The following is a 23,556-nucleotide window of genomic DNA, read 5'->3' as shown; positions in this document are numbered from 1 at the left end:
CTTAAACGACTAGTCAAACAAGAACGTCCCCAACGACTACATAGCATTAGAGTGGATAATTTCGATGCCTACATTTGGAGGAAGAGCTCGTGGAGGCGGGTGTCGTCGTCGAGTTCGGGGTGGAAGGTTACGCCGAGCTGGTTGCCCTGGCGCGCGGCGACGATACGGCCGTCGACTTTCGCTAGGGCCTTTGCGTCGCCGTGGACCTCGACGATGCGGGGCGCGCGGATAAACGTCAGCGGCACTTCACCGTCGATGCCGGCTACCTGTCCCTTGGTTCGAAAGCTGCCGAGCTGCCTGCCGTAGGCATTGCGCTCGACAAGCACATCCATGGTTGCCAAACGCGGCGTGCCCTTATCGTCATGGGCGGCAAGGTCGTGAGCCAGCAGAATCAGGCCGGCGCAGGTGCCCAGGACGGGCATGCCTTCAACGATACTGGCACGAAGCTCCTCGAGCATGCCCAACTCATCAAGCAGCTTCCCTTGAACGGTAGACTCGCCGCCGGGAAGTACCAGACGGTCAAAGTCCTGCTTCAAATCAGCCGCCTGCCTCAGCTCAATACAGTGTGCGCCAAGCTCGGACAGCCTTGCCTCGTGCTCGGCAAAAGCGCCTTGGACCGCCAGCACGGCGACCGTCTGGTCTGCATGATCGCTCATGTGCGATCCTTTCTGCCGGACTAGCGCCCGCGCTCCTCCATGATGATTTCAATCTCGTCGGCGTTGATGCCCACCATAGCCTCGCCCAGGTCCTCCGAAAGCTCGGCAATGAGCTTGGCATCGGTGAAGTTTGCCACGGCCTTGACGATGGCGGCGGCGCGCTTGGCCGGGTCGCCGCTCTTAAAGATGCCCGAGCCCACAAAGACACCTTCGGCACCCAGCTGCATCATCAGCGCGGCGTCGGCGGGGGTTGCTACGCCGCCGGCGGCAAAGTTCACGACGGGAAGCTTGCCCGTGGCGTGGACATCGCGCACCAGCTCGACCGGAACCTGCAGCTGCTTGGCAGCCTCAAAGAGCTCGTCGTCACGCAGGGCAACAACGTCGCGGATCTGCTTTTGGATCTTGCGCATGTGGCGCACAGCCTGGACGACGTCGCCCGTGCCCGGCTCGCCCTTGGTACGAATCATCGTGGCGCCCTCGGCAACACGGCGCAGCGCCTCGCCCAGGTCGCGGGCACCGCAGACAAACGGGACGTCAAACTGGGTTTTGTCGATGTGGTAGACATCGTCGGCGGGGGAGAGAACCTCGGACTCATCGATGTAGTCGATATCGATGGCCTGAAGGACCTGCGCCTCGACGATGTGACCGATGCGGCACTTGGCCATGACGGGGATGGAGACGGCCTCTTGGATGCCCTTAATCATCTTGGGGTCGCTCATGCGCGAGACGCCGCCCGCGGCACGGATGTCGGCCGGGATGCGCTCGAGTGCCATGACGGCGCAGGCGCCCGCCTCCTCGGCGATGCGTGCCTGCTCGGGCGTGGTGACGTCCATGATGACGCCGCCCTTGAGCATCTGCGCGAGCTCGCGATTGAGTTTGACGCGATCGGCCTTGCTGGTCTGTTCTGCCATGGTTGCTCCCTTGGTTGGCATGTGCATTGCTTGACGGAACATCCTATCGGGGAGCTGGGTATGGCGAAATACTCAGATTTCGAGATAATGACAAGGTCAGACTAATACCAGATTGAATGACTTAATAAGGTCAGGTGATAGGCTCATGCTTGACTACAATTTGGAAAAACGCGGCGGAGCATCGCTCTATGAGTATGTTTACCAGCAAATTCGAGATGATATCGTTGCTGGACGCATTGCGGCGGGGGAGCATCTTCCGTCTAAGCGTGCCTTTGCCAGTCATCTGGGAATCAGTGTCATTACCATCGAGAATGCATATAGCCAGTTACTTGCCGAGGGCTATATTTGCTCAAAGCCGCGTCGTGGCTACTACGCTTGTGAGCTTCCGGATGCACCGGTTTTGCCTTTGGCTACGGGGAACATCGACCGAGATGCCGTCTCTGTGGGCCCCAGCGCGCATGATGTCAACGGACAGGTCGAGCGATTCGATGCACTTTCTCCTTCCGCTTTGGAGGCGGCGCGGCTTTGGCAAAGCGCACTGCGGGCGACGCTGGCATCCGAAGATGAGCGCGAAATCTTCTCACCCGCACCGGCACAGGGTACCGCTCGGCTACGACGCGCAATCGCTCACCACCTGCGCGGGACAAGGGGTATGAATGTCGACCCCAACAACATTGTTATCGGTGCGGGCGCCCAGCTGCTCGATACCATGTTGGTTCAGCTGCTTGGAGCCGACAGGGTGTATGCCGTTGAGGACCCGGGCTATTTGCGCCTGACGCGCATCTATCAGGCTATGGGCTGCAAAGTTCGACATATCCCGTTGGATGATGAGGGCGTGGACTTGAGCACTCTGCAGAAAAGCGGGACCGATGTCCTTCACCTGATGCCGTCCCATCAGTATCCGACCGGCCTTGTGACGAGCATTGCGCGTCGCTACGCGCTGCTCAGCTGGGCAGCCGAGCAGCCGGGCCGGTATCTCATCGAAGACGACTTCGATTGTGAGTTTCGCCTTGCCGGCAAGCCGATTCCCGCGCTCGCGTCAATCGACGCCGCCCAGTCGGTTATCTATACCAACACATTTTCGAAGAGCCTTTCATCGGCGTTGCGTCTAGCGTACATGGTGTTGCCCGATGAGCTGATGGAGCGGTTTAGGCACAACCTTGGTTTTTACGCCTCGTCGGTGAGCTCTGTTGACCAGGTCGCTTTGGCTCGTTTGCTGGAATCGGGTGATTACGAGCGACATGTGAACCGCGTGCGCGTGCGCGCTCGCGAGGCACGCGATGGCCTGGCGGCGCTTGTACGGAAAGCGTTCCCGGCAGGGGAGGTCTCGATTGAGCATGCAGACGCGGGCCTTTACTGCACCGTGGCTGCAGAGCGCGGAGCGGGTGGAAGCTCTTTTGTGCGGGCCCTCACGCGCTCGGGTATCCCGTTCGTCGATGTCAGTGACTGCTATTGGTGTGCCGATGGCGCATCTGTCCCTGAAAACTCAAGTCAAATTCTTGTTCAGTATGACGATTTGAGTCCAAAAGTGCTTAATACCTTGGAATTGCAGCTAATGGGAGCACTCTGCAACCTAAGTGAGTAGACCTTTGGAACTTTGGAGACCAGGCAGTTTTGTAACAAGCTATCTACCTGCGGTTTTGAAAAGCAGGATGACCGGCCTGCTCGGGATGTTCAAAAAAGCCTACTCACTTGCCGCGCAAAGTTTCTGCATAAGAAAAAATGGGGTTTTCAACAGGGCTTCGTCCAGCTTTTGGCAAGCTTTTGGCCAGTTGGGGAGGGCTGTTGAAAACTTAACAGTCCGTTCGGTGCCATTTTTGGTGCGTTTGCCCCAATGTGAGACAGGCTGGGTTGAAATTCGTGTTTTCCTGTGCCTATGAAGGATTTACTTTGTGACATATCGGCTTTTAGATACTGGCGTTTGCCTCCTCAGGTCCGCGCTTTGTGTCCGCCGCTTCCACGGCCGGAAGAAGACCGGCAGCGATATGACCTCGCCCGTAACCCGACGGCTGCGGTTGCGCTCGGCTTTCCGTTGTATACATTGGTTCGGACGAGAAACAAACGGACTTGTCCTGCCAGCATTAGACAGCGGCTGTTTCTTGGTGAGCCCCCCAGGGAATCTGTGCTGGAAACGGAGCATGAATTTTTTGATTACGTCTCCTCTACTGACGGCATTCATCATGTCGCGGCATCTGACGGATCTTCAGCTTCTTTTGGTGTTGGCGGAGATGTGCGGCCTGTTTGCGGTGTGTGCTCTGCCGGCGGCACTCGAGGCGGAGCTTTCACGTGCAATTGATTCGGGCGCGATTTCGACAACGTTCGGTTGGGTGCGCTGCCCGTCCGAGGACGGCGCCACTTCAAATTTATGGCGTCGAGACGCTTTGGTTTTGGGCAGAGACCTTGACCGTTTTTGTTCAGATGTTTGCGGGATGCGTTACGGCAATAGATTTATGGCGGTATCGCAACTCGTCCCATTGGGTGCCGCGTCGCCTTTTGAGGTCGAGGCGCATTTGTTGCTCGGGCTGCCGCGAGCCCTGGGAGGCGAAGGGTTTTGCGGTATAGAGCTCAATGTCGAAGTGGCGCTAAGCACAAGTGCTCGAGCGATTGTGGGAAAGTCCCGTGTATATATCGACCTGCTACTTTCTACGCCGGACGGCAGGCGACAGGTGGCCATTGAATGTCAGGGAAAGGCCTCGCACGGACGAGTAGGGGATGGCTTGCGTGACGCAGACCGCATGACGGCGCTTCAGGCCATGGGCTACGATGTACTTCTCCTGACACACAGACAGATATCCGATGAGGATAGATTCCGCGCGATCGTTAAGGCCGTATGCAGGATGCTCGATGCTGAATATCGTGATAAAAGCTCAGATGAGCAAAGGGCTGAGACATTACTCCGGTCTGAACTATTCGTTGACTGGACAAAATTGGGAGTAATCGACGGAAAGATGCCCGTTAGGCACAAAAAGACTCGATCGTGGACGGCTGCGGTTTTAAGTGAGTAGACTTTTGGCACTTTGGCGACCAGGCCGTTTTGCAACAAGTCATTTACCTGCGGCTTTATAAAGCAATATGGATGGTGTGCTCGGCAAGTTCCAAAAAGTCTACTCACTTAGTTTTTGACGAGAAACCGATGCCGAAGGCGGTCCTATTTCAGGGAGTTAACAAGTTCGTGAGGCACGAAAAAGGCCCGAACCGTGCGGTTCGGGCCTTATCGAGCTAGAGATTGTCTCTCAGGCGGCTGGCTTAGCCAAAGTAGCGCTTGAGCAGGCCGGCGAAAGCCTTGCCGTGGCGGGCCTCGTCGCGAGCCATCTCGTGCACGGTGTCGTGGATGGCATCGAGACCAGCGGCCTTGGCGCGCTTGGCAAGATCAGTCTTGCCGGCGGTGGCGCCGTTCTCGGCCTCAACGCGCATCTCGAGGTTCTTCTTGGTGGAGTCGGTCACGACCTCGCCCAGGAGCTCGGCGAACTTAGCGGCGTGCTCGGCCTCCTCGTGGGCAGCCTTCTCCCAGTACAGGCCGATCTCGGGGTAACCCTCGCGATGAGCGACGCGAGCCATGGCCAGGTACATACCGACCTCGGAGCACTCGCCCTCAAAGTTGGCGCGCAGGTCGGCAACGATGTCCTCGGAGACGCCCTCCATCTTGGCGACGCCCACGACGTGCTCGGCAGCCCACTCGAGCTGGCCCTCCTCCTGCTTCAGGAAACGAGAACCGGGAACGCCGCACTGGGGGCACTTAAAATCCTCGGGCAGCTGGTCGCCGTCGAACTCTTCCACATAACCGCAAACGGGGCAAACAAACTTCATGATTCGATCCTTTCGATCGATGGCGATTGCGCGCTCGTCCGGTCCCGTAAGGGCCCTCTCCGGACGTGCGTCTTGACGAGTTCTATTATCCATAAATGCAACCAAATGTGAAGCCTATTAGGAATGATTTTTAATAAAACAATTTTGAGATATGAAGATGTTGATTGATTAACGATTGGTAGGCCGTCTGCGATCTCTGCTGAGTACAATCGGGCGAGCAAATGTTGACCTATCAACAAATGAAGGAGTTTCCTTTATGCATCTAGCCCGTCGTGCCTGGTGCCGAACATATCAGACGGTTTTTCGCATTGCATTGCCGATCCTGCCCTATACCGAGCCGCGCATTTTGGAGCATGCCGAGGATGTGCCCGCGGTGCTTCAAAAGCGCTCAATCCAGAAGGTCCTTATCGTGACAGACCCTGGTATTGCACGTTTGGGGCTCACGGCATCACTCGAGCGTGCGCTTACGGCTCAGGGGATTGGCGTTACGGTCTATGCCGAAACGCGTGCGAACCCCACGGTCTCGAATGTGGAGGAAGCGGCGGCGCTGTATCGCGAGAACGACTGCCGGGCCATTATCGGCTTTGGTGGCGGTTCGGCCATGGACTGCGCCAAGGGCGTGGGCGCACGCATCGCGCAGCCAAACAAGCCCATCAACAAGATGCGCGGCCTGCTGCGCGTCCACCGTCTCCTGCCGCTGCTTATTGCGGTTCCCACCACGGCAGGCACGGGAAGCGAGGTCACGCTTGCGGCGGTAATTACCGATGACGAGACGCACTACAAGTACCCCATTAACGACTTTGTGCTTATCCCGCGCTTTGCGGTGCACGACCCCGAGTTTACGCGCGGCCTGCCCGCCTCCATTACGGGGCAGACGGGCATGGACGCCCTGACGCATGCTGTCGAGGCCTTTATCGGCCGTAGCACCACGCCCTACACGCGCAAGATGGCGCGTCAGGCGGTCCAGCTCATCCGCGACAATTTACTCGAGGCCTATGAGCATGGCGACGACATGCGTGCGCGCCGCAATATGCTTTCGGCGGCGTATAAGGCAGGCGTTGCGTTTACCCGCTCCTATGTCGGATATGTGCATGCCATCGCGCACAGTCTGGGCGGCCGATACGGAATTCCGCACGGTTTAGCCAACGCGATCATCCTGCCGCACATGCTTCGCGCTTATGGTGACGCCGCCGCCCCCAAGCTTGCCGATCTTGCTCGCATGGCGGGCATTGCGCCGGCTACCGCGCAGGACAGTCTTGCGGCCGAGGCCTTTATCGATTGGGTCGACCGCATGAACGAGGCCCTGGGAATCCCCAAATATGTCCTGGGCATTCGCCGCTCCGACATTCCCGAGATGGCGGCGCATGCCGATGCCGAGGCCAATCCCCTGTACCCCGTTCCACTTTTGATGGACCGCCTGGAGCTCGAGCATATGTACGAAGTTGTTGCAGGTGGTATGTTTGAGGACGAGAACTAGGAGGTTGCCATGAACACCGAAGAAATTGCGCGCATCGTCGGCGATCAGCGCACCTACTTTAAGACGCACGCTACGTTTGATGTCGATGCTCGCCGCCGTGCACTGGTGCGCCTGCGCGATACGGTACGGGCGCACGAGGCCGATATTGCCCATGCGCTCAAGACCGATTTGGGTAAGTCGCATGACGAGGCATATATGTGCGAGATCGGCACCTCGCTTTCCGAGATTCGTCATCAGATCGCTCATGTGGCTCGATGGAGTCGTCCGCGCCTGCGTCCGTGTGACCTCGCTAACGCCGTGAGCGTGTGCAAAACGCAAGCTGTGCCCTATGGCGTCACGCTCATCATGGCGCCCTGGAACTATCCGTTTTTGCTGACGCTCGAGCCGCTCGCCGGCGCGCTCGCTGCAGGTAACACCGTGGTCATCAAGCCGAGCGCCTATGCGCCGGCTTCGAGCGCGATGCTCAGGCAGATTTGCGAGGAAGCATTTGATCCGCGCCTGGTGACGGTCGTCGAAGGCGGGCGTGCCGAGAATGAGGCGCTGCTCGACGAGTGCTGGGACAAGATCTTCTTTACCGGTAGCGTTCCGGTCGGCAAGCTCGTCATGGAGCGCGCAAGTGAAAACCTTACGCCCGTGACGCTTGAGCTGGGCGGCAAGAGCCCCTGCATCGTGGATGCGACGGCAAACTTGAAGGTCGCGGCACGCCGCATCGCCTTTGGTAAATGGCTCAACGTGGGCCAGACCTGTGTAGCGCCCGACTATCTGCTGGTCGATACGCGCGTACATGATGAGCTGTTGGGCCTCATCAAGGAGGAGGTCCGCCGCATGTTTGGCGAGCATCCGCTCGACAACGAGGACTACGGTCATATTGTCAATGCCAAGCATTTTGCGCGCGCACGCGGACTGATCGACCCCGATAAGGTTGTGCTGGGAGGCACGGCGCGCGAGTCGTCGCTCAAGATTGAACCGACGATCCTAGACGGCGTGACCCCCGATGACGCCGTGATGCAGGAGGAGATTTTCGGCCCTATCTTGCCGGTGCTGACGTTTGAGAGTCTAGACGAGGCCGAGACGTTTATTACGGATCGTCCGACGCCGCTGGCTCTGTATATCTTTAGCCAGGACCGCGAGGTCCAGCAGCGCTTTGTGCGCTATGTGCCCTTTGGCGGCGGCTGTGTCAACGACACGATCATGCACTTGGCTACGAGCCATATGGGCTTTGGCGGCATGGGAGCGAGCGGCATGGGGCAGTACCATGGCCGCGAGAGCTTCGATACGTTTAGCCACAAGAAGAGTATCGTGAACAAGGCGACCTGGCTGGACGTGCCATTCCGTTATGCGCCCTACGCAAGCTGGAAGCACAAATTCGTGCGCATGTTTGTACACTAGAATCAGATGGCGTAGCGACAAACGGTCGAAAAGACACGAGGTGGGGCGAATTTGTGTCCGCACGAGCCCGTAGACTTCTCAATAAGGTTAAGCGCCGGTTTATCCGGCCGTTAGGGGAGTTGCCATGTACGAGCCTTCACGTGTTCTTTTGTCGTTTTATATTGCAGGATTTCAATATGCCGACGGCGCTTTGGTCCTAGGCGATCTTAAAGCGGGCGATAAACTGACGCTGTGCGCCGAGCGCGATAATCCCCATGATCCCGAGGCGGTTGCAATCTACTACGGCAACACCAAGCTTGGCTATGTTCCGGGAAACGAGGTCGGCCCGCTGTCCTTGATGATGTATTACGGCCATGAGGACGTATTTGAGGCCCGCGTGCAGCAGGTCGCTCCCGAGCGCAGCCCGTGGCATCAGGTGCGCGTTGGCCTCTACGTGGTGGATGCCCGCTAATCGGCAAGGGAGGCGGCCATGTTTGATGACGACGACCAGTTCGATCTGACAGACGATCCGTTTGAGTGGGATCTGCTACTCGACGACGATGAGTTGAAGCAGGATCGTAAGAAACGGCAGGACAAGAAAACTCAGAGTGACGCTTCGAAAAAGCAAGACCAACGCCGCCGCGGACTGTTCGGCGGGCTCTTTGGATAACCGCCGCATCGCTGCGTCTGTATACTTAGCACGAGTTGAACACGTTGCGAAATGAGGATACAGACGATGATGTGGTTTACCGCCGACTTGCACCTGGGCGATACGAATATCTTGCACGACATGGATCGACCGTTTGGTTCGGTCGAGGAGATGAATCGCAAGGTCATCGATGCCATTAATGAGAGCGTGGCTGCGGATGACCGTCTCTATATTCTGGGTGACTTTACCTATCGTTTGCCCCTGGCGGAGGCGGTGCGCCTGCGCGAGCGTATCGAATGCCAGAACGTGACGCTCATCCGTGGTAACCATGACGGTGACTGGGAAGATCCCGACGTACCGCAGATTTGGGAAGACGCGCGCGATTACCTGGAGATTGCTCCCGGCTATGCCAAGGGCCATCGTCTGGTTTTGAGCCATTACCCCATGCTCAGCTGGAACGGCAAGGCGCGTGGTGCCATTATGCTGCATGGGCATATCCACAGCAGGGGAGACCGCACCAATGCGCGCAACCGCGATCGCGAGCGTCCTATCTTTCGCTACGATGTCGGCCTCGATGCCAACGATTACAAGCCCGTAAGCCGCGACCAAATCCTGGGCTTCTTTGGACTGTAATTCTCGAACCGTCACACAAACCGCCACAAAGGGGACAGGCACCTTTGTGGTGGTTCGGGCGCCGTTGCCATTATGGCGGCGGCGCCTTTTTTGTCCGCGTGGCGCGGTAGAGTGTAGGCGGTTGAAATTTGCGTCCATCGAGGAGCTGCTATGAACGAGATTAAGTGCCCGCATTGCGGCGAAGTTTTTAAGGTCGATGCGTCCGGCTATGCGGACATCGTCAAGCAGGTGCGCGATGCTGAGTTCTCGCGCGATCTGGACGAGCGTGTGAGGGCGGTCCAGCGCGAGGGCGAGCAGGCGCTGGAGCTTGAGCGCTCGCGTTCGACGGCTGCTTTGCAGGAGGCAGAGTCTCAGCGCAACGCTCAGCTTGTCGAGCAGAAGAACACTGCGGATCAGAAACTGGCGCAAGAAGTCGCCAAGCGCGATGCCGAGCTTGCCGAGCTGCGCGCCAAGCTCGAGGGCGCTGCCGCAGAGCGCGAGAGCGCAAGCCAGCGCGCGGCGGTTGAGGCCCGTGCCGACGCTCAGAAGGAGAATGCCGAGCTTCAGCGAGAGATCGACAATTTGCGTGCGCAGTTGGGGCGCAAAGATGACGAAGCCAAGCTCGTCGAGTCGGCGGCGCGCAATGCTGCTCAAAACGATTTAGCTGCACGTGATGCCCAGATTGCCGAGCTGCAGGCCAGGCTTGCCGCGGCGGACAAGGCCCAGGAGATGGCGCTTGCCGCTGCCGCGGCAGAGTCGCAGCGTGAGCTCGATGCCGCTCGCAGCGAGGCCGAGCGCGCGCTTACTGACTATCGTGCGAAGGTACAAGAGAAGTTTTCCGCCGCAAAGGCTCAGTCTGAGCAGGAGGCCGAGGGCCTGCGCGCCCAGCTGCGCGAGCAGGAGCTGATGGCAAAAATGAACCTGTCGGAGGCAGTTGCCGCGGCGGAGCGAGAGCGCGATGAGGCACGTGCCAAGCTGACGAGCGAGCTGGCAGTGCGCGATTCTCGCGAGGAGCAGGCCAAGGCGGCACACGAGCTCGAGCTTGCGCAGGCCAAGCGCGCGAGCGATGACCTGATTCGCTACAAGGACGAAGAGATTGAGCGCCTTAAGGACATGAAGGTCCGTCTGTCCACCAAAATGGTGGGCGAATCGCTCGAGCAGCATTGCGAGACCGAGTTTAACCGTCTGCGCATGACGGCGTTTCCCAACGCGTACTTCGAGAAGGATAACGATGCGTCCGAGGGCACCAAGGGCGACTTCATTTTCCGTGAGTGCGACGCGAGCGGCAACGAGGTCATCTCGATCATGTTCGAGATGAAAAATGAGAACGATGAGACCGCGACCAAGCACAAAAACGAGGATTTCTTTAAGAAGCTCGATCACGATCGTCGCCAGAAAGGCTGCGAGTATGCGGTGCTCTGCACCCTGCTGGAGCCCGAGAGCGAGCTCTATAACGCGGGTATCGTCGACGTGAGTTACCGCTATGAGAAGATGTACGTGATCCGCCCGCAGTTCTTCATTCCCATGATCACGCTTCTTCGCAACGCTGCCATGGGTTCGCTGCGCTATAAGCAGGAGCTGGCGGAGTACAAGCAGCAGAACATTGACGTCACGAACTTCGAGGCCAAGATGGAGAAGTTCAAGGATGGCTTCTCGCGCAACTACAACCTCGCAAGCAAGCAATTCGAGTCGGCGATCAAGGAGATCGATGCCGCCATCAAGCAGCTCGAGAAGACCAAGGACGACTTGCGCCGCAGCACCGAGAACCTGCGCCTTGCCCACAACAAGGCCGATGAACTTACCATTCGTAAGCTTACCTGGGGAAACAAGACCATGAAGGCGGCGTTTGATGAGGCACGCGGGGCTGCGCCGGAGACAAATGATGAGCCAGCCGAGGCGGATTCGTATGAGGTCGAGGATGCCGAGTAAGGCATAGCGTATAGTGCAAAAACGGGGCCGCTGGCGATGTTGCCAGCGGCCCCGCTTCGTTTCGTTCCAGTATGTTCGGCTAGTCCTCGAGCAGGTCTTCGATAAAGCCGACGCGGTAGTTTTTGAAGACGACCTCGCCGCCGTCTTGTGTGGCGTCCAGATCGACATCGCCCATGATGCCAAAATCGTGGTCTCCATCCTCGTCGGCAAAGATCTGGTGCACGTGCCATACGTGCGCGGTCTTCTCGTCGGACTCATCGATGGAAAACATCGCGGCGCTGCGAGCATCTCCGTCGGTGAGGATCTCCTCGTGCTGCTCGTGGTAAGCGTCGAGTGCTTTTTGCCAGCGGACTTCGCTCATGCCCCAGTCCTCGTCGAGCTCGCCCAGATCGCGCACGTGTCCGCGGGCTGCAAGGGCCACACGGCGGAAGAGTGCGTTGCGCACCAGCAGGGTGCAGCCACGGCGGTCCGCCACGACCTCGTCAATGCCCTGCGGCGGCGCGGCGTCGAGGGCTGCCGGGTTGCCGGCGTTCTCCCACTCGTCCACCAGGCTCGAGTCGACCGAGCGCACCACAAAGCCCAGCCACGAGATAATGTCGCGCAGGCGCTCGTCGCGCTTCTCGATGGGTACGGTGCGGTCGAGCGAACGATAGGCTTCTGCCAGGTAGCGCAGCAAAATGCCTTCGGAGCGGGCGATGCCGAGCTTTTGAATGTAACCCTTAAAATCGCTCGCGCTTTCCAGCATATCGCGCAGGACGCTCTTGGGAGAGAGCTGGTAGTCGTTTGCCCAGGGTACTTCCTGGCAGTACTTGTCAAAAGCGGCATCGAGCAAGTCCTCGAGCGGCTTTTCGTAGGTGACATCGTGGATGCGCTCCAAGCGTTCTTCATATTCGACGCCGTCAGCCTTCATTTCGGCCATTGCGCGGTCGCGCGCGGCGCGTTCCTGTGCGCGCAATACTTGCTTGGGGTCCTCGAGCGTAGCCTCGACCATCGAGATGAGGTCCATGGTATAGGTCTCACTCTCGGGATCGAGCAGCTCCAGCGCGGCAAGCAAAAACGGCGAGAGCGGCTGGTCGAGTGCGAAGTCCTCGGGCAGATCGACCGTCAGCGCATAGTCGATGTCTGGTGCGGCGTCAGTCGGGGCGTCGGGCGCGAGCGGCACCTCGGTGCGAACGACGACGCCGGAATCGATGAGCGTGGCGAAGATTTCGTCGGCGCGAACCTCGAGCTTAGCCTTTTCCTCGGGAGTCTGCAGGCTTGTCTCGATGAGGTTGTGTACGCGGGCTCGGGCATCGCCGCCCTGCTCGACCACGCTAATCACCATGGAGTGCGTGATGCGCAGGCGCGGCTTGAGTGTCTCGGGCTGCGTCTCGATCAGGCGCTCAAAGGTCTGCTTGTTCCAGGTGACAAAGCCCTCGGGGGCTTTTTTCTTTTTAATCTTACGGAGTTTTTTGGGGTCGTCGCCTGCCTTGGCCATGAGCTTGGCGTTCTCGATCTCGTGCTCGGGTGCCTCGGCAATCACCATACCCTCGGTGTCAAAGCCCGAACGGCCGGCGCGACCGGCAATCTGATGAAACTCGCGGGCGCGCAGACGACGCATCTTGTAGCCGTCGAACTTGGTGAGCGCGGTGAGCACCACGGTATGGATGGGCACGTTGATGCCGACGCCGAGCGTATCGGTGCCGCAGATGACGGGCAACAGGCCCTGTTGTGCCAAGCGCTCGACCAGCAGACGATAGCGAGGCAACATGCCAGCATGGTGCACGCCGACGCCGCATCCAAGCAGGCGCTTGAGAATCTTGCCAAAGGCCGTGGAGAAGCTCGTGCCCTTGGCCGCCTCCTTGATGGCCTCGCGCTGCTCCTTGCTGGCAATGCCGAAGTTGGCGAGCGACTGTGCCGTCGCAAGTGCGGCATCCTGGCTAAAGTGCACGATATAGAGCGGGGCCTCGCCGCGGCGCATGGCGAGCTCGACCGTGCCCTCGAGGGAGGTTGTCACGTAGTCGTAGCTCAGCGGCACGGGGCGTGGGGCATCGACGACCAAGTCGCAGGCAGCGCCGGTGTGTTCCTCGAGCGAGGCGGCTATCGCGGTGACATCGCCGAGCGTGGCGCTCATGAGCATAAATTGCGTGTGAGGCAGGGTGAGCAGCGGCACCTGCCAGGCCCAACCGCGATCGGGGTCGGCAAAGTAGTGGAACTCGTCCATGGCGACGCAGCCCACGTCGGCGTCCTCACCCTCGCGCAACGCATCGTTGGCAAGGATTTCGGCCGTGCAGCAAATGACGGGCGCCTTGGTATTGATATGCGTGTCGCCGGTAATCATACCGACGTTATCGCGGCCGAGCACCTGCACCAGGTCGAAAAACTTTTCGCTGACCAGGGCCTTGATGGGGGCCGTGTAGTAACAGCGCTTGCCCTGCGCCATGCCCATAAAGAGCATGCCCAGCGCGACAAGCGACTTGCCCGATCCGGTCGGTGTTCCCAAAATGACGTGATCGCCGGCGGCCAGGTCCATGAGGGCCTCTTCTTGGTGATCCCACAGCTCGATGCCGCGGTCGCTCGTCCATTCAAAGAAGCGTTCAAGGGCCTGGTCGGGCGTGAGCCACGGTTCGGGCTCGCTGCCGTCCTCGGGCTCCCACCAGGTGGGGGAGAGCGCGCCGAGCGAGCCGAACTCGGCCTCGGTTCCCGTGCCACCCGAGAATGAGCTGGCGGCGCCAGCGCCGGAGACGGTGCTGGCGGCGGTATCTGTCGTGGTTTGTGCCATGTGCTTGCTTTCTCTCGCGTTTGTCCGCCATCCATTATGGCGTAGCGGCGGCGTGGGGTGCCAGCGCGCGAGAAAATGCAGGAAATGGGCGTTCTGACCAGTCGGTTGGTGCGGCCGCTAACTAAGTGAGTAGACTTTTTGCGATATCGTAAGCACAAGGCTTTTGCGCAAGGGTTCTACCTGCGGTTTTAGTTTTCGCTATGCGGGTTGTGCTTGGCTCTTGCAAAAAAGTCTACTCACTTAGGCTCGAGGGTCGTTCGCTGGTGCCTATTCGCGCTTGTTTGCCGACGCCGCGACCATAAGAAGCCCCTAGGACTCTTGCGGCAGGCGTTTCTTGCCCTTGCGGGCGCGGTTTCTAAAGTTCTCGACGGCCTCTTCCATGCCGAGGGGCACGTAGGTGAGCTCATCGAGGTTATCGGGCAGGTAGCAGGCAAGGCTTTGCTCCTGCACGCGGCCCGCCGCGAGCTGTTCATCGCTGGGCTGCGCGCCGGGTGTGGCGCAAATGCCGTAGACGACGGCACCCATCTCGCGCGTGCGGCACTCGTACTCGGTCTCGGGATGCTCGGGATGGTCGCGGCGGACGTCGTCACTTACCCAAAGCGTGTCGTAGCCGGCCGCGGCAATCTGCCCCAGGGCGTAGTCGCGCAGCGGTTTGCTATCGGTGCGCAGCGTGACGGTGGCGCCGGCTGAAAAGAGCGGGCGGTAGAGCATCAGATGGTCGACATGGACGAGTCGTTTTTTGGCGTACTTGGCTTTGGGCTGCGGCGTGGGAAAGTTGATGGTGATGGCATCGAGCTCGCCTGCGGCAAACAGCTTCGGCAGCGATGCGGCGCCTCGGGGCAGGACAAGTGCGTTGGTCAGTTCCTGCTCGCAGACTTTCTGTGCGGCATAGGCGATGCAGATGGGCTCCTGGTCCATACCGATAAAGAGGGTGTTTGGCTCGTGGGCCGCGCGCTCTACAAGGTACGTTCCCTTGCCACAGCCAAGATCCAGGTGAAGGTGTTCGAAAGACTTGCTGCCTGCGGGCGCACAGGCCTCGCGCCAATCTCCGGCATAGGCCTCGGGGTTCGTCTCAATCGCATCGGCGTAGCGCTCCAGGCGCTCTTCGAGCACAAAGTTCTTAGGTATGCGAACGTGGACGGCTCCCATGAGGCTCCTTGGTCATAAGTAGGGAACGCATAGCTGCGCGTTCCGTCAATTGGTTGAAAAAGGGTGGGCATAGCTTGCCCGAAAGATGCGGCGCGGCTCGGCGGCGAGTCGTCGATGCCTACAGACGCTTGAGAATTACATAGCGGTTGAGCTCGCCGCTGCGACCGTCGGCATGGAAACGCTCAAGCTCGCGCACGGGGACCTCGCCACTCTTGTAGAACGTGCGGACGCCACGCACCAGGTCGGTGATCTGCTGATCGTCAAAGTGATGGCAATAGCGGTAGGCGTGGCGGTCGTTTTGCCAGCCAATGAGGTGGTCGCCGGCTTCAAACTGCGCGGAATCGTAACCCTCAAACGGCGGGGTGAGCTCGGCGCGAGCCTCGGCACGAACTGCCTTGCGCGCCATGCGCTCATCGTTCATAAACTCCCAAAAGCTGATGGCGATGATGCCGCCTGGGCGCGTCTGGCGTACCAGGGCGTCGAGCACGCGTACGCGGTACTCGCACGACGGCACGTGGTGCATAAAGCCAAAGCAGACCGAGATGTCGGCGAGTGGGGCGTCGAAAAGCACGTCGGGCGTCTCGGCGGGGTTGAGCTTCATGAGGGCGTCGAGCACATCGAGTTCCTGGAAGTGCAGGTTGGGAATGCGCAGCGCGTGGCCATGTGCATCGATGGCCAAGTCTTGGCACGAGTCGACGCCGTAGAACTCAAACGGGCAGCTGGCGTCTGCCGAGGGGTTTGCGCCGTCAACGCCCTTGGCGGCAAGTGCGCCGCCGGCGGCAAAGTTCTCGAATCGCATATTGCCGCAGGCAAGATCGAAGACGCGGACGGGATGTTCGATCGTGGCGACGTCGAGCTGCCCGAGTGCGATATCCATGGTGCGCACCCAGCCGGGCCACGGGGCCTGGCGCGTATCGGAAAAGGAGGCGGAGTGCTCGCGATAGAACGTATTGTTGAGCTGGATGAGCGATGAGGCGAAATCGCGGTTCACGGCGCGGAACTCCCTCCGTTGGCGGTGCGGAATAAACAGTACGACCATACTACCGTTAACGCCGCAACGGGGACAACCGAGCTGCGGGTCATTGCTTTGTTTGGACACATTTCCGCAGCTCATATGTGCCCGCAACCGCCGGTTGTCAAAAATCTCACTAGAATAGGTGGCATGATTTTGGCGGTGGCGGATAGATTTTTAACTGTGCAAGGCGCCTTAAGAACAAAAACGGTCCGGCGGCACGGCTGGCATCACATAGGAGGAACCATGAATGTAGAAACTGCGCAGCGGCTCGCCGACCTTCGCCGCAGCAAAGGCTTTAGCCAAGAAGGGCTGGCACGAAAGCTGGGGCTGTCGCGCCAGGCGGTCAGTAAATGGGAGCGTGCGGAGAGCTCGCCCGATACCGAGAACCTGATCTCGCTCGCCAAGCTCTATGGCGTGAGCCTGGACGAGCTGCTCAATCCGAGCGATGAGATCGAGGACGATATCGAGTTTGAGAACGAGGACCGCGCCCGTCAGCGCGAGGCCGAGGCGGCAGAGCGTGCTCGCACCCATGAGGCAGCGGCACGTGCGACTGAGGCGGCAACGCAGGCGAGTGATGCCGCCGCCAAGGCGGCGCAAGCGGCAAGCTGGAGTGCGCAGGCCGCCAATGCTGCTACGGCGCAGGCGACGAGTGGCGGCGCGGTTGGCTCGACTCCGGTGAAGGGGCCGTTCCAGTCGTTCCCGTATTGGGCCGTGTGCTGGCTGCTGTTCTTTTTGCTGATGTTCCTGTTTGGTGCCGGCCCCTTTGCCGCGCTGATCTTCTTCACGATTCCCATCTATCACTGGGTAGCGCGTGCGCTCGATGGTGATTGGGCACGCGGGGATATTCAGGTTGGTCCGGCACCGGTGGCGGCTAGGGCTCGGAATGTTTCCGCTTCGGTTGATACTGACGTGGCTACCGCGACTACCGCTGAGCCGATTGCCAAAGAGGGTGATGAATGATGAAGATTTCACATGAATCCAAGGTACGCTTGGGCGTTGGCATCGGAGCGTTTGTGCTCATCATTGGGCTTGTCTTTGGCATTTCTCGGCTATTGGCTCATTCCGATATGGTGCGTACGACCGGTATTCTATCTGGCAATTTGTCTGATTTTGACGACATGTTTGACGAGGACGATTCCTTGAATAGCGGTAACTATTCCGCTCGGCCTCAGCAGCTTTCGAGCACGACTTTTGATGCCGATGAGTTCCGCTACCTCGATTTCGATATCAATGCGGCTTCGGTGGACGTCAAGGTTGTTGATGGCAACAAGGCTCGCGTTATCGAGCGGGGGCGCGTTGCCGAGGGTATGGATGCCTCCAAGGCCGCGACGCAAAACATCGCATCCGTCGAGGACTCGACGCTCAAGGTTTCCCAGTTTGGAAGTGACGACGGTAAGGCAATCGATCGCTCAGTTACGGTCGAGCTGCCGCGCCGTGTTGCCGAACATCTGAAGGGAGTCAACGCGCACGTGGGCTCGGGCGAACTGCAGATTGCCGGTGTCATCTGTGATGGTTTCGACCTTTTCCTGGGTGCGGGAGATGTAGAGTTTACGGGCAGCGTGACTGATGCGCTCAGCGCTGAGGTCGGTTCGGGCGATGTGACGTTCGAGCTTTACCAGGCCCCCGCGAAGTCGATGGACGTGAGTGTGGGCTCGGGCGATGTGGAGATGACGGTTCCGAACTCGACGGGCTTTAAGGCGAGCCTCACCTTGGGCAGCGGCGACTTCGAGAGCGATTTCCTTCCGCTTGGCTACGACGGCGAGACCATTTTGAATCTTGAATTCGATAACGGTGACAAGTCTGCCACGTATCGTTTTGAAGTCGATTCGGGTGACATGTCGTTTGATTCAGAGTGACGGGTGGTTATCGAAGACTTATAAACCATAGACGCGCTGTTTGATGAAGGCGCCGAAGCCGAGATTGGCTCCGGCGCCTTTGCCTTTACAATGGGGTCATGGAACAGATTATCTTGAACATACTCGAGGCTCTGCGTCGCGGCGAGACCGTGGACGACAAGGCACTCGTCAAACTGATACATGCCGAGGCGCGCCGCGAGGGTGCCGACAAGCGCGATTTGGCCAAGCGCCGTCTGCTGCCGTTCTACCAGCGGGTTAAACGTGAGGAGCCGGCTCGGTGGGCTGCGTGGAATGTCGATGCCGAGCTGGAACGTCAACTGCTGCAGGTGCTGCGTATGAAGCCGCGCCGAACGGCTTCGGGCGTGGCGACCATTACCGTCATCACCAAGCCGTGGCCGTGCTCGGGCGATTGCCTGTTTTGCCCCAACGACCTGCGTATGCCCAAAAGCTATCTGCATGCCGAGCCCGCGTGCGCCCGTGCGGAGCAAAATTGCTTCGATCCATATCTGCAGGTGAGCGCCCGTTTGACGGCGCTTTCGCAGATGGGGCATGCGACCGATAAGATCGAGCTCATTGTGCTTGGCGGTACCTGGAGCGACTATCCGGAAGGCTATCAGACATGGTTTATGTCGGAGCTTTTCCGTGCGCTCAATGACGATGCCGTCGCCGGCGTGGCTGCCAACCCCATGTTGGCGCGTCCGGGCATCAGCCGTGCCGAGGCAGGGCGCCTGCTCGATGACGCGCCCGCCGATGCGCTGCCGCCGGTGGTGGCGGAGCGTCGCGAGCGCTATCGGGCTGCCGGTATTGCGACCGACGAGGCCGAGCTTGCGAGCGGTGTTGCCGACGAGCAGGAGCGTGTGGATGCTGCCGTGGGCGGCTATAACCGCGCGGTGCGTCGTCTGTACGGCCCTGGTACGCCGTGGGGCGAGGTTGCCGAGTGGCAAACGACAACGATGGAAGAGCTCGAGCGCCAGCAGCGCATCAACGAGACGGCGAAGCATCGTGTGGTGGGGCTCGTTATCGAGACGCGCCCCGATGCCGTAACGCCGCAGGCCCTCACGCTCATCCGCCGCCTGGGCTGCACCAAGATTCAGATGGGTATCCAGAGTCTCGACCAGCACCTGCTCGATATCAACGAGCGTCGCATTTCGGTGGCTCAGATCGAGCGGGCGTTTTCGCTTGCACGATTGTTTGGCTTTAAGATCCATGCGCATTTTATGCTTAACCTGCTGGGCGCCACGCCCGAGGGGGACAAGCGCGACTACGAGCGCTTTATGACCGAAGGGGCCTTTATGCCCGACGAGGTCAAGGTCTACCCGTGTGCGCTCATCGAGGGCTCGCGTCTGGTGGGCTGCTACGAGCTCGGCGAGTGGCGCCCCTATACCGAGGAGGAGCTGCTCGACGTGCTGGCCGATGACATCGTGGTGACGCCGGCGTTCTGCCGTATCAGTCGCATGATCCGCGACTTTAGCTCCGACGACATTATGGTGGGCAACAAGAAACCCAACCTGCGTCAACTCGTTGAGAACCGCCTGGCTGTTCGGGGTTACGGTGCAACGGTGCGCGAGATTCGCTATCGCGAGATCAGCACGGCGGGTGCCGACTTGGATGAGCTATCTCTTGATGAGGAAGTGGCGTATGAGACGCCGGTGACTTACGAGCGCTTTTTGCAGTGGGTGACGCCGCAGGGCAAGATCGCGGGCTTTTTGCGGTTGTCGCTGCCCGACCATTCGTTTGTTGCCGCGCATGCGGACGAGTTGCCGACGACGCCGGATGAGGCGATGATTCGCGAGGTGCACGTGTATGGCATGGCGGCACGCGTGGGCGACCAGGGCCAGGCGGCGCAGCATCACGGGTTGGGGCGTTTGCTCGTAGAGCGTGCGTGCGAGATTGCCCGGGATGCCGGCTATGCGCGCGTCAACGTGATCAGCGCGATTGGTACGCGCGAGTACTATCGCCATTTGGGTTTTTACGATCATGGACTCTATCTGCAAAAGGAGCTCTAGATGAACAAGCCGAGTGTTTCTGCCGGCGTCGTTGCCGGCGTTGCTCTGGGAGCCGCGGCGCTTGGTGCGGCCGCTGTCGCTGTTCGTGCTGCCTGTCTGCAAGTTGCGCGAACCCGCAATGGGTTGGCGCGTGTGAAACGCGTGCACGACGAGAGCGGTGACGAAGTCCGCGTATTGGTGCAAGGCGGCGTCTACCAAAGCGCGAGTTACGTTGGCGAGCGCTGGGCGGAGCCCGTCTTTGCGTACTATCGCGCGTTTGACGACGTGTTTGAGGCCGAGGATGCGATGCGCGACGCTTATGGTCACGGTATCAACCGTATGCTGATGCTGGGCGGCGGTGGGTTTGCCTATCCCAAGTTCGCGCTGATGTCGCACGAGGGCTTGCGCATGGACGTCATCGAGTATGACGGAGAGATTACGCGCCTGGCGCGCCGTTGGTTCTATCTGGACGAGCTGGAGCGCACGGTGGGCGACCGCTTGCGGGTGATTACTGCTGAGGCTCGCTCGTATCTGGGTGTGACGAGTGTGGGCCATCGTCGCTACGACGTGGTCGTGAGCGATTGCTTTGGCGGTGCCGAGCCCGTACGCGAGCTGGCGACGGTTGAAGCGTTGCGTTTGGTGCGGGGCAGCCTAAATTTCGGTGGCGTCTACGTTGCCAATATCGTGAGCGCAAGCGAGGGGAGCGATGTGACGTTCCTGCGCGATTGCGCTGCCACGGCACTCGAGGTATTCGCCCACGCCTGGGTGGTCCCATGTGGCGATGCGAAGTTCGGCGGCGAGGAAAACTACCTGCTCATCGCCAGCGACGGCAACTACGCCTTTGCCGAAGCCGTGCCCTTCGACACCGACTTTCTCGGCACCGTCCTTCACGACAAGTTAGTCTCCCCGTCCCAAAAAGACTGGTCTTAGGCGTGGTCGCGCCAGCCGAGAACGCGCTGCTTCATGCCCTCGATGTCGAGCACGCCTTCGGCGAAGCCCTTGCGCACGAGCTCTTCGGGAACAAACTCGTCGTAGCGATCAAAATAAGGCACCTCGCCGGGATAGACGAGCTCGATGGGATCGAAGTCCTTTTCGGCCTCGGCTGCGAGTACCTCAAAGAACGTCTCCTCGTCGGCCTTCATCTTAAACTGCATAAAGTACGGGCGTGATGGGTCGAGTCCGCGAAGGCCAAGCTCCGCGGCGCATTTAATCTTGAGCATGCGCTCGAGCGCCAAAAAGGCGTAGCTGCCCAGCCAGGGGAAGAGCACCCAGGTGTCGCCGCCCAGGTTAATGAGCGGCTTGGCCCCCGCGCCCGAAATCTCGGCCGTATGGCGAGCCTGCGCCAAGCGGGCCCGTGCGTTACCCATAAGGTACGGATATGCCGCGTGCTCGTTAAGCGCCTTGCGCATGCGCTCGAGCACATGCGTATTGATGTCACCGGGGCAGTCGCCAAAGTAGGCCGGCACACGGCCCTTGACCTGCGTGGCAAAGACGGTGTGGCGCTTCCAGTCCACTTCCTCGACAATCCAGCAGTGTCCGGCGATGGCGATGCGCTCACCGGGCGGAGGGGGATTGACGATCGTGCCCAACTCGGCCGACTCGCTGCGAACGGTGAACTCCTCGTTTTCCTGGAACACGGCGTAGAACTTAAAGTTGTTGATGATGCGCTCGCCCGCGAGGCCCACGATGAGCCCACCGCCCTCGGTGACCTGGATGTGGTCGATCTTGATGAGGTGACGCAGCAGCACGCGATAGTCATCGGCCGAGACGCGATGGAAATAGCTGAGCGTGAGCACGCGCTGGGCAAGTTCGGCCGGCGTGAGCTCTCCGGTGCTGGCGAGGGTCGACATGGTCTGGTGATAGAGCAGGCTGTAAGGGAGTCGATCGAGCTCGGGCGGTTCGACCCACTTTTCCTCGCGATAGAGTTGTACGAGCGCGATGCCTTGCAGGAGCTTCCACGGAATGGTCTCGGGCATCATCGTGCGCGGCTCGGGTTCTTCCTCGCGCATGACAAACCACATCTCGGGCGGAAGGTCGCGACGGCCTGTGCGCCCCATGCGCTGCAAAAAGGAGCTGACGGTAAACGGCGCGTCAATCTGGAAGGCGCGCTCCAGGCGGCCGATATCGATACCGAGCTCCAGCGTAGAGGTGGTGACGGTTGTCTGCGCCTGCTCCTCGTCGCGCATGAGCTCCTCGGCCGTCTCGCGCAGCGATGCCGAAAGATTGCCGTGATGGATTAGAAAGCGGTCGGGCTCGTGTCGACTTTCGCAGTAGCTGCGCAGCATGGAGCACACGGCCTCTGCCTCCTCGCGCGAGTTGGCAAAGACCAAGCACTTTCGGCCGCGCGTGTGCTCAAAGATATATCCCATACCGGGATCGGCGTTGTCTGGCGCCGTGTCGGTGGGGTTGAGGAGTGCCTGTTCGGTCGCTCGCGGGATGTCGACTTCGCCCTCGGGGGCCGAGGAAGTGCGACGGTCTTTGGGAGCGGCCTTGCCCCGCGCCTGCTCGCGACGTTGACGGCGCTCCTTCTGTGTAAGCTGTCCGCTGTGGCTCATGTCTTGTCCGGATGCGGGCAGCGCCGCGGGCGCCGCCGTCTCAATACGCTCGCAAGCAAGCACCTCGGCTTCTTGTGGGCCTGTGCCCTCGAATCCTCGCTGCTGAGCCTGGGGACCCGAGTTGTAGAAGTGCTCCATGGAGATGCGCCACACGCGGCGCGGTTCCTCAAAACGGGGGATAACGCAGTCACGCCCCGTTCCCTGCGAGAGAAAGGCGCCCGTGCGCTCGGGGTCGCCGATGGTCGCCGACAGACCGATGCGGCGGGGCTGCGCGCCGGCCATGCGTGAGAGTCGCTCGATAAGGCAGAGCGTCTGCCCGCCACGGTCGCCGCGCATGAGCGAATGGACCTCGTCGATAACCACATAGCGCAGGTCGCAAAACATACGAGGGATCGCCATGTGCTTATGGATCAGGAGCGCCTCGAGCGATTCGGGCGTAATCTGTAGGATACCGCTCGGCTTTTTGATGAGTTTGGCCTTGTGTGATTGTGAGACATCGCCATGCCAGTGCCAGACGGGGATATCGGCTTCTTCGCACAGGTCGTTGAGGCGGACGAATTGGTCGTTGATGAGCGCCTTGAGGGGGCCAATGTAGAGGGCGCCCACGCTTGCGGGCGGGTTCTCCCAAAACTCGGTCAGGATGGGAAAGAAGGCCGCCTCGGTTTTGCCGGAAGCCGTGGATGCCGTCAGGAGCACATTGTCTTTCGTGTTGAAGATGGCGTCTGCCGCCGCAACCTGGATGGAGCGCAGGCTCTCCCAATTGTGGGAGTAGATGAAGTCTTGGATAAACGGGGCGTAGCGGTCAAAGGCGTTCACGGGGCCTCCT

General features: G+C 60.0%; 19 protein-coding genes. 12 read left to right on the top strand and 7 right to left on the bottom strand.

The window, feature by feature from the left end:
• Positions 1-68 precede the first annotated feature (68 nt).
• On the bottom strand, positions 69-656 hold the full coding sequence (gene pdxT, locus ABCN01_RS01460) for a pyridoxal 5'-phosphate synthase glutaminase subunit PdxT (protein ID WP_342995629.1): 588 nt from the start codon (positions 654-656) through the stop codon (positions 69-71).
• A gap of 20 nt (positions 657-676) precedes the next feature.
• Entirely contained in the window at positions 677-1,567 is an 891-nt protein-coding gene (pdxS, locus tag ABCN01_RS01455; RefSeq protein WP_342995628.1) for a pyridoxal 5'-phosphate synthase lyase subunit PdxS, read from the bottom strand.
• Positions 1,568-1,712: 145 nt separating this feature from the next.
• Here pdxS and pdxR point away from each other — a divergent pair, with 145 nt between their 5' ends.
• Positions 1,713-3,152, top strand: a complete 1,440-nt coding sequence (gene pdxR, locus ABCN01_RS01450) for a MocR-like pyridoxine biosynthesis transcription factor PdxR (protein ID WP_342995627.1) — start codon at positions 1,713-1,715, stop codon at positions 3,150-3,152.
• A 553-nt stretch (positions 3,153-3,705) separates the two neighbouring features.
• Positions 3,706-4,572, top strand: a complete 867-nt coding sequence (locus tag ABCN01_RS01445; protein ID WP_342995626.1) for a hypothetical protein — start codon at positions 3,706-3,708, stop codon at positions 4,570-4,572.
• A gap of 241 nt (positions 4,573-4,813) precedes the next feature.
• Here ABCN01_RS01445 and ABCN01_RS01440 read toward each other — a convergent pair whose 3' ends face one another.
• Positions 4,814-5,374, bottom strand: coding sequence for a ferritin family protein (locus ABCN01_RS01440; RefSeq protein WP_022094328.1), 561 nt, complete (start codon positions 5,372-5,374; stop codon positions 4,814-4,816).
• Positions 5,375-5,630: 256 nt separating this feature from the next.
• Here ABCN01_RS01440 and ABCN01_RS01435 point away from each other — a divergent pair, with 256 nt between their 5' ends.
• From ABCN01_RS01435 to ABCN01_RS01410, 6 genes are all read left to right on the top strand, one after another.
• Complete coding sequence (locus ABCN01_RS01435) at positions 5,631-6,851, top strand: iron-containing alcohol dehydrogenase (protein ID WP_342995624.1); 1,221 nt, start codon at positions 5,631-5,633, stop codon at positions 6,849-6,851.
• A 9-nt stretch (positions 6,852-6,860) separates the two neighbouring features.
• Positions 6,861-8,240 carry an aldehyde dehydrogenase gene (locus ABCN01_RS01430; protein ID WP_342995623.1) on the top strand — a complete coding sequence of 460 codons (1,380 nt, stop codon included), beginning with the start codon at positions 6,861-6,863 and terminating at the stop codon, positions 8,238-8,240.
• Positions 8,241-8,364: 124 nt separating this feature from the next.
• Positions 8,365-8,691, top strand: coding sequence for an HIRAN domain-containing protein (locus ABCN01_RS01425; RefSeq protein ID WP_342995622.1), 327 nt, complete (start codon positions 8,365-8,367; stop codon positions 8,689-8,691).
• Positions 8,692-8,709: 18 nt separating this feature from the next.
• A complete protein-coding gene (locus tag ABCN01_RS01420; RefSeq protein WP_342995621.1) occupies positions 8,710-8,889 on the top strand; it encodes a hypothetical protein in 180 nt (59 codons plus the stop codon).
• Between the two features lie 66 nt (positions 8,890-8,955).
• On the top strand, positions 8,956-9,501 hold the full coding sequence (locus ABCN01_RS01415; protein WP_342995620.1) for a metallophosphoesterase: 546 nt from the start codon (positions 8,956-8,958) through the stop codon (positions 9,499-9,501).
• Positions 9,502-9,651: 150 nt separating this feature from the next.
• Positions 9,652-11,409: a DUF2130 domain-containing protein gene (locus tag ABCN01_RS01410; protein WP_342995619.1), complete on the top strand. Its 1,758-nt coding sequence runs from the start codon at positions 9,652-9,654 to the stop codon at positions 11,407-11,409.
• Between the two features lie 79 nt (positions 11,410-11,488).
• Here ABCN01_RS01410 and ABCN01_RS01405 read toward each other — a convergent pair whose 3' ends face one another.
• The 3 genes from ABCN01_RS01405 to ABCN01_RS01395 form a co-directional block, all read right to left on the bottom strand.
• Complete coding sequence (locus ABCN01_RS01405; RefSeq protein ID WP_342995618.1) at positions 11,489-14,170, bottom strand: DEAD/DEAH box helicase; 2,682 nt, start codon at positions 14,168-14,170, stop codon at positions 11,489-11,491.
• Positions 14,171-14,479: 309 nt separating this feature from the next.
• A complete protein-coding gene (trmB, locus tag ABCN01_RS01400) occupies positions 14,480-15,319 on the bottom strand; it encodes a tRNA (guanine(46)-N(7))-methyltransferase TrmB (protein WP_342995617.1) in 840 nt (279 codons plus the stop codon).
• A 118-nt stretch (positions 15,320-15,437) separates the two neighbouring features.
• Entirely contained in the window at positions 15,438-16,310 is an 873-nt protein-coding gene (locus ABCN01_RS01395; protein WP_055250686.1) for a class I SAM-dependent methyltransferase, read from the bottom strand.
• A gap of 267 nt (positions 16,311-16,577) precedes the next feature.
• On the opposite strand from ABCN01_RS01395, the gene ABCN01_RS01390 reads away from it, so the two are divergent.
• The 4 genes from ABCN01_RS01390 to ABCN01_RS01375 all read left to right on the top strand — a co-directional run bounded on the left by ABCN01_RS01390 (position 16,578) and on the right by ABCN01_RS01375 (position 21,105).
• The gene (locus ABCN01_RS01390) at positions 16,578-17,294 is read left to right on the top strand and encodes a helix-turn-helix domain-containing protein (protein WP_342995615.1); all 717 of its coding nucleotides are present in this window, start codon (positions 16,578-16,580) and stop codon (positions 17,292-17,294) included.
• Positions 17,291-18,190, top strand: coding sequence for a DUF4097 family beta strand repeat-containing protein (locus tag ABCN01_RS01385; protein ID WP_343014156.1), 900 nt, complete (start codon positions 17,291-17,293; stop codon positions 18,188-18,190). The genes ABCN01_RS01390 and ABCN01_RS01385 overlap by 4 nt, the downstream gene beginning before the upstream one ends.
• Positions 18,191-18,288: 98 nt before the next feature.
• On the top strand, positions 18,289-20,196 hold the full coding sequence (locus ABCN01_RS01380) for an elongator complex protein 3 (RefSeq protein ID WP_342995611.1): 1,908 nt from the start codon (positions 18,289-18,291) through the stop codon (positions 20,194-20,196).
• Positions 20,197-21,105, top strand: coding sequence for a spermidine synthase (locus tag ABCN01_RS01375; RefSeq protein WP_342995610.1), 909 nt, complete (start codon positions 20,197-20,199; stop codon positions 21,103-21,105).
• Here the strand turns inward: ABCN01_RS01375 and ABCN01_RS01370 are convergent.
• Complete coding sequence (locus ABCN01_RS01370; RefSeq protein ID WP_342995609.1) at positions 21,102-23,546, bottom strand: DEAD/DEAH box helicase; 2,445 nt, start codon at positions 23,544-23,546, stop codon at positions 21,102-21,104. The genes ABCN01_RS01375 and ABCN01_RS01370 overlap by 4 nt on opposite strands.
• Between the last annotated feature and the right edge of the window lie 10 nt (positions 23,547-23,556).

This window comes from Collinsella aerofaciens (assembly GCF_039062365.1).
GTDB lineage: Bacteria > Actinomycetota > Coriobacteriia > Coriobacteriales > Coriobacteriaceae > Collinsella.
Note: the sequence above shows the minus strand (reverse complement) of the source record. Positions and strands in the feature narration are given on the sequence as shown.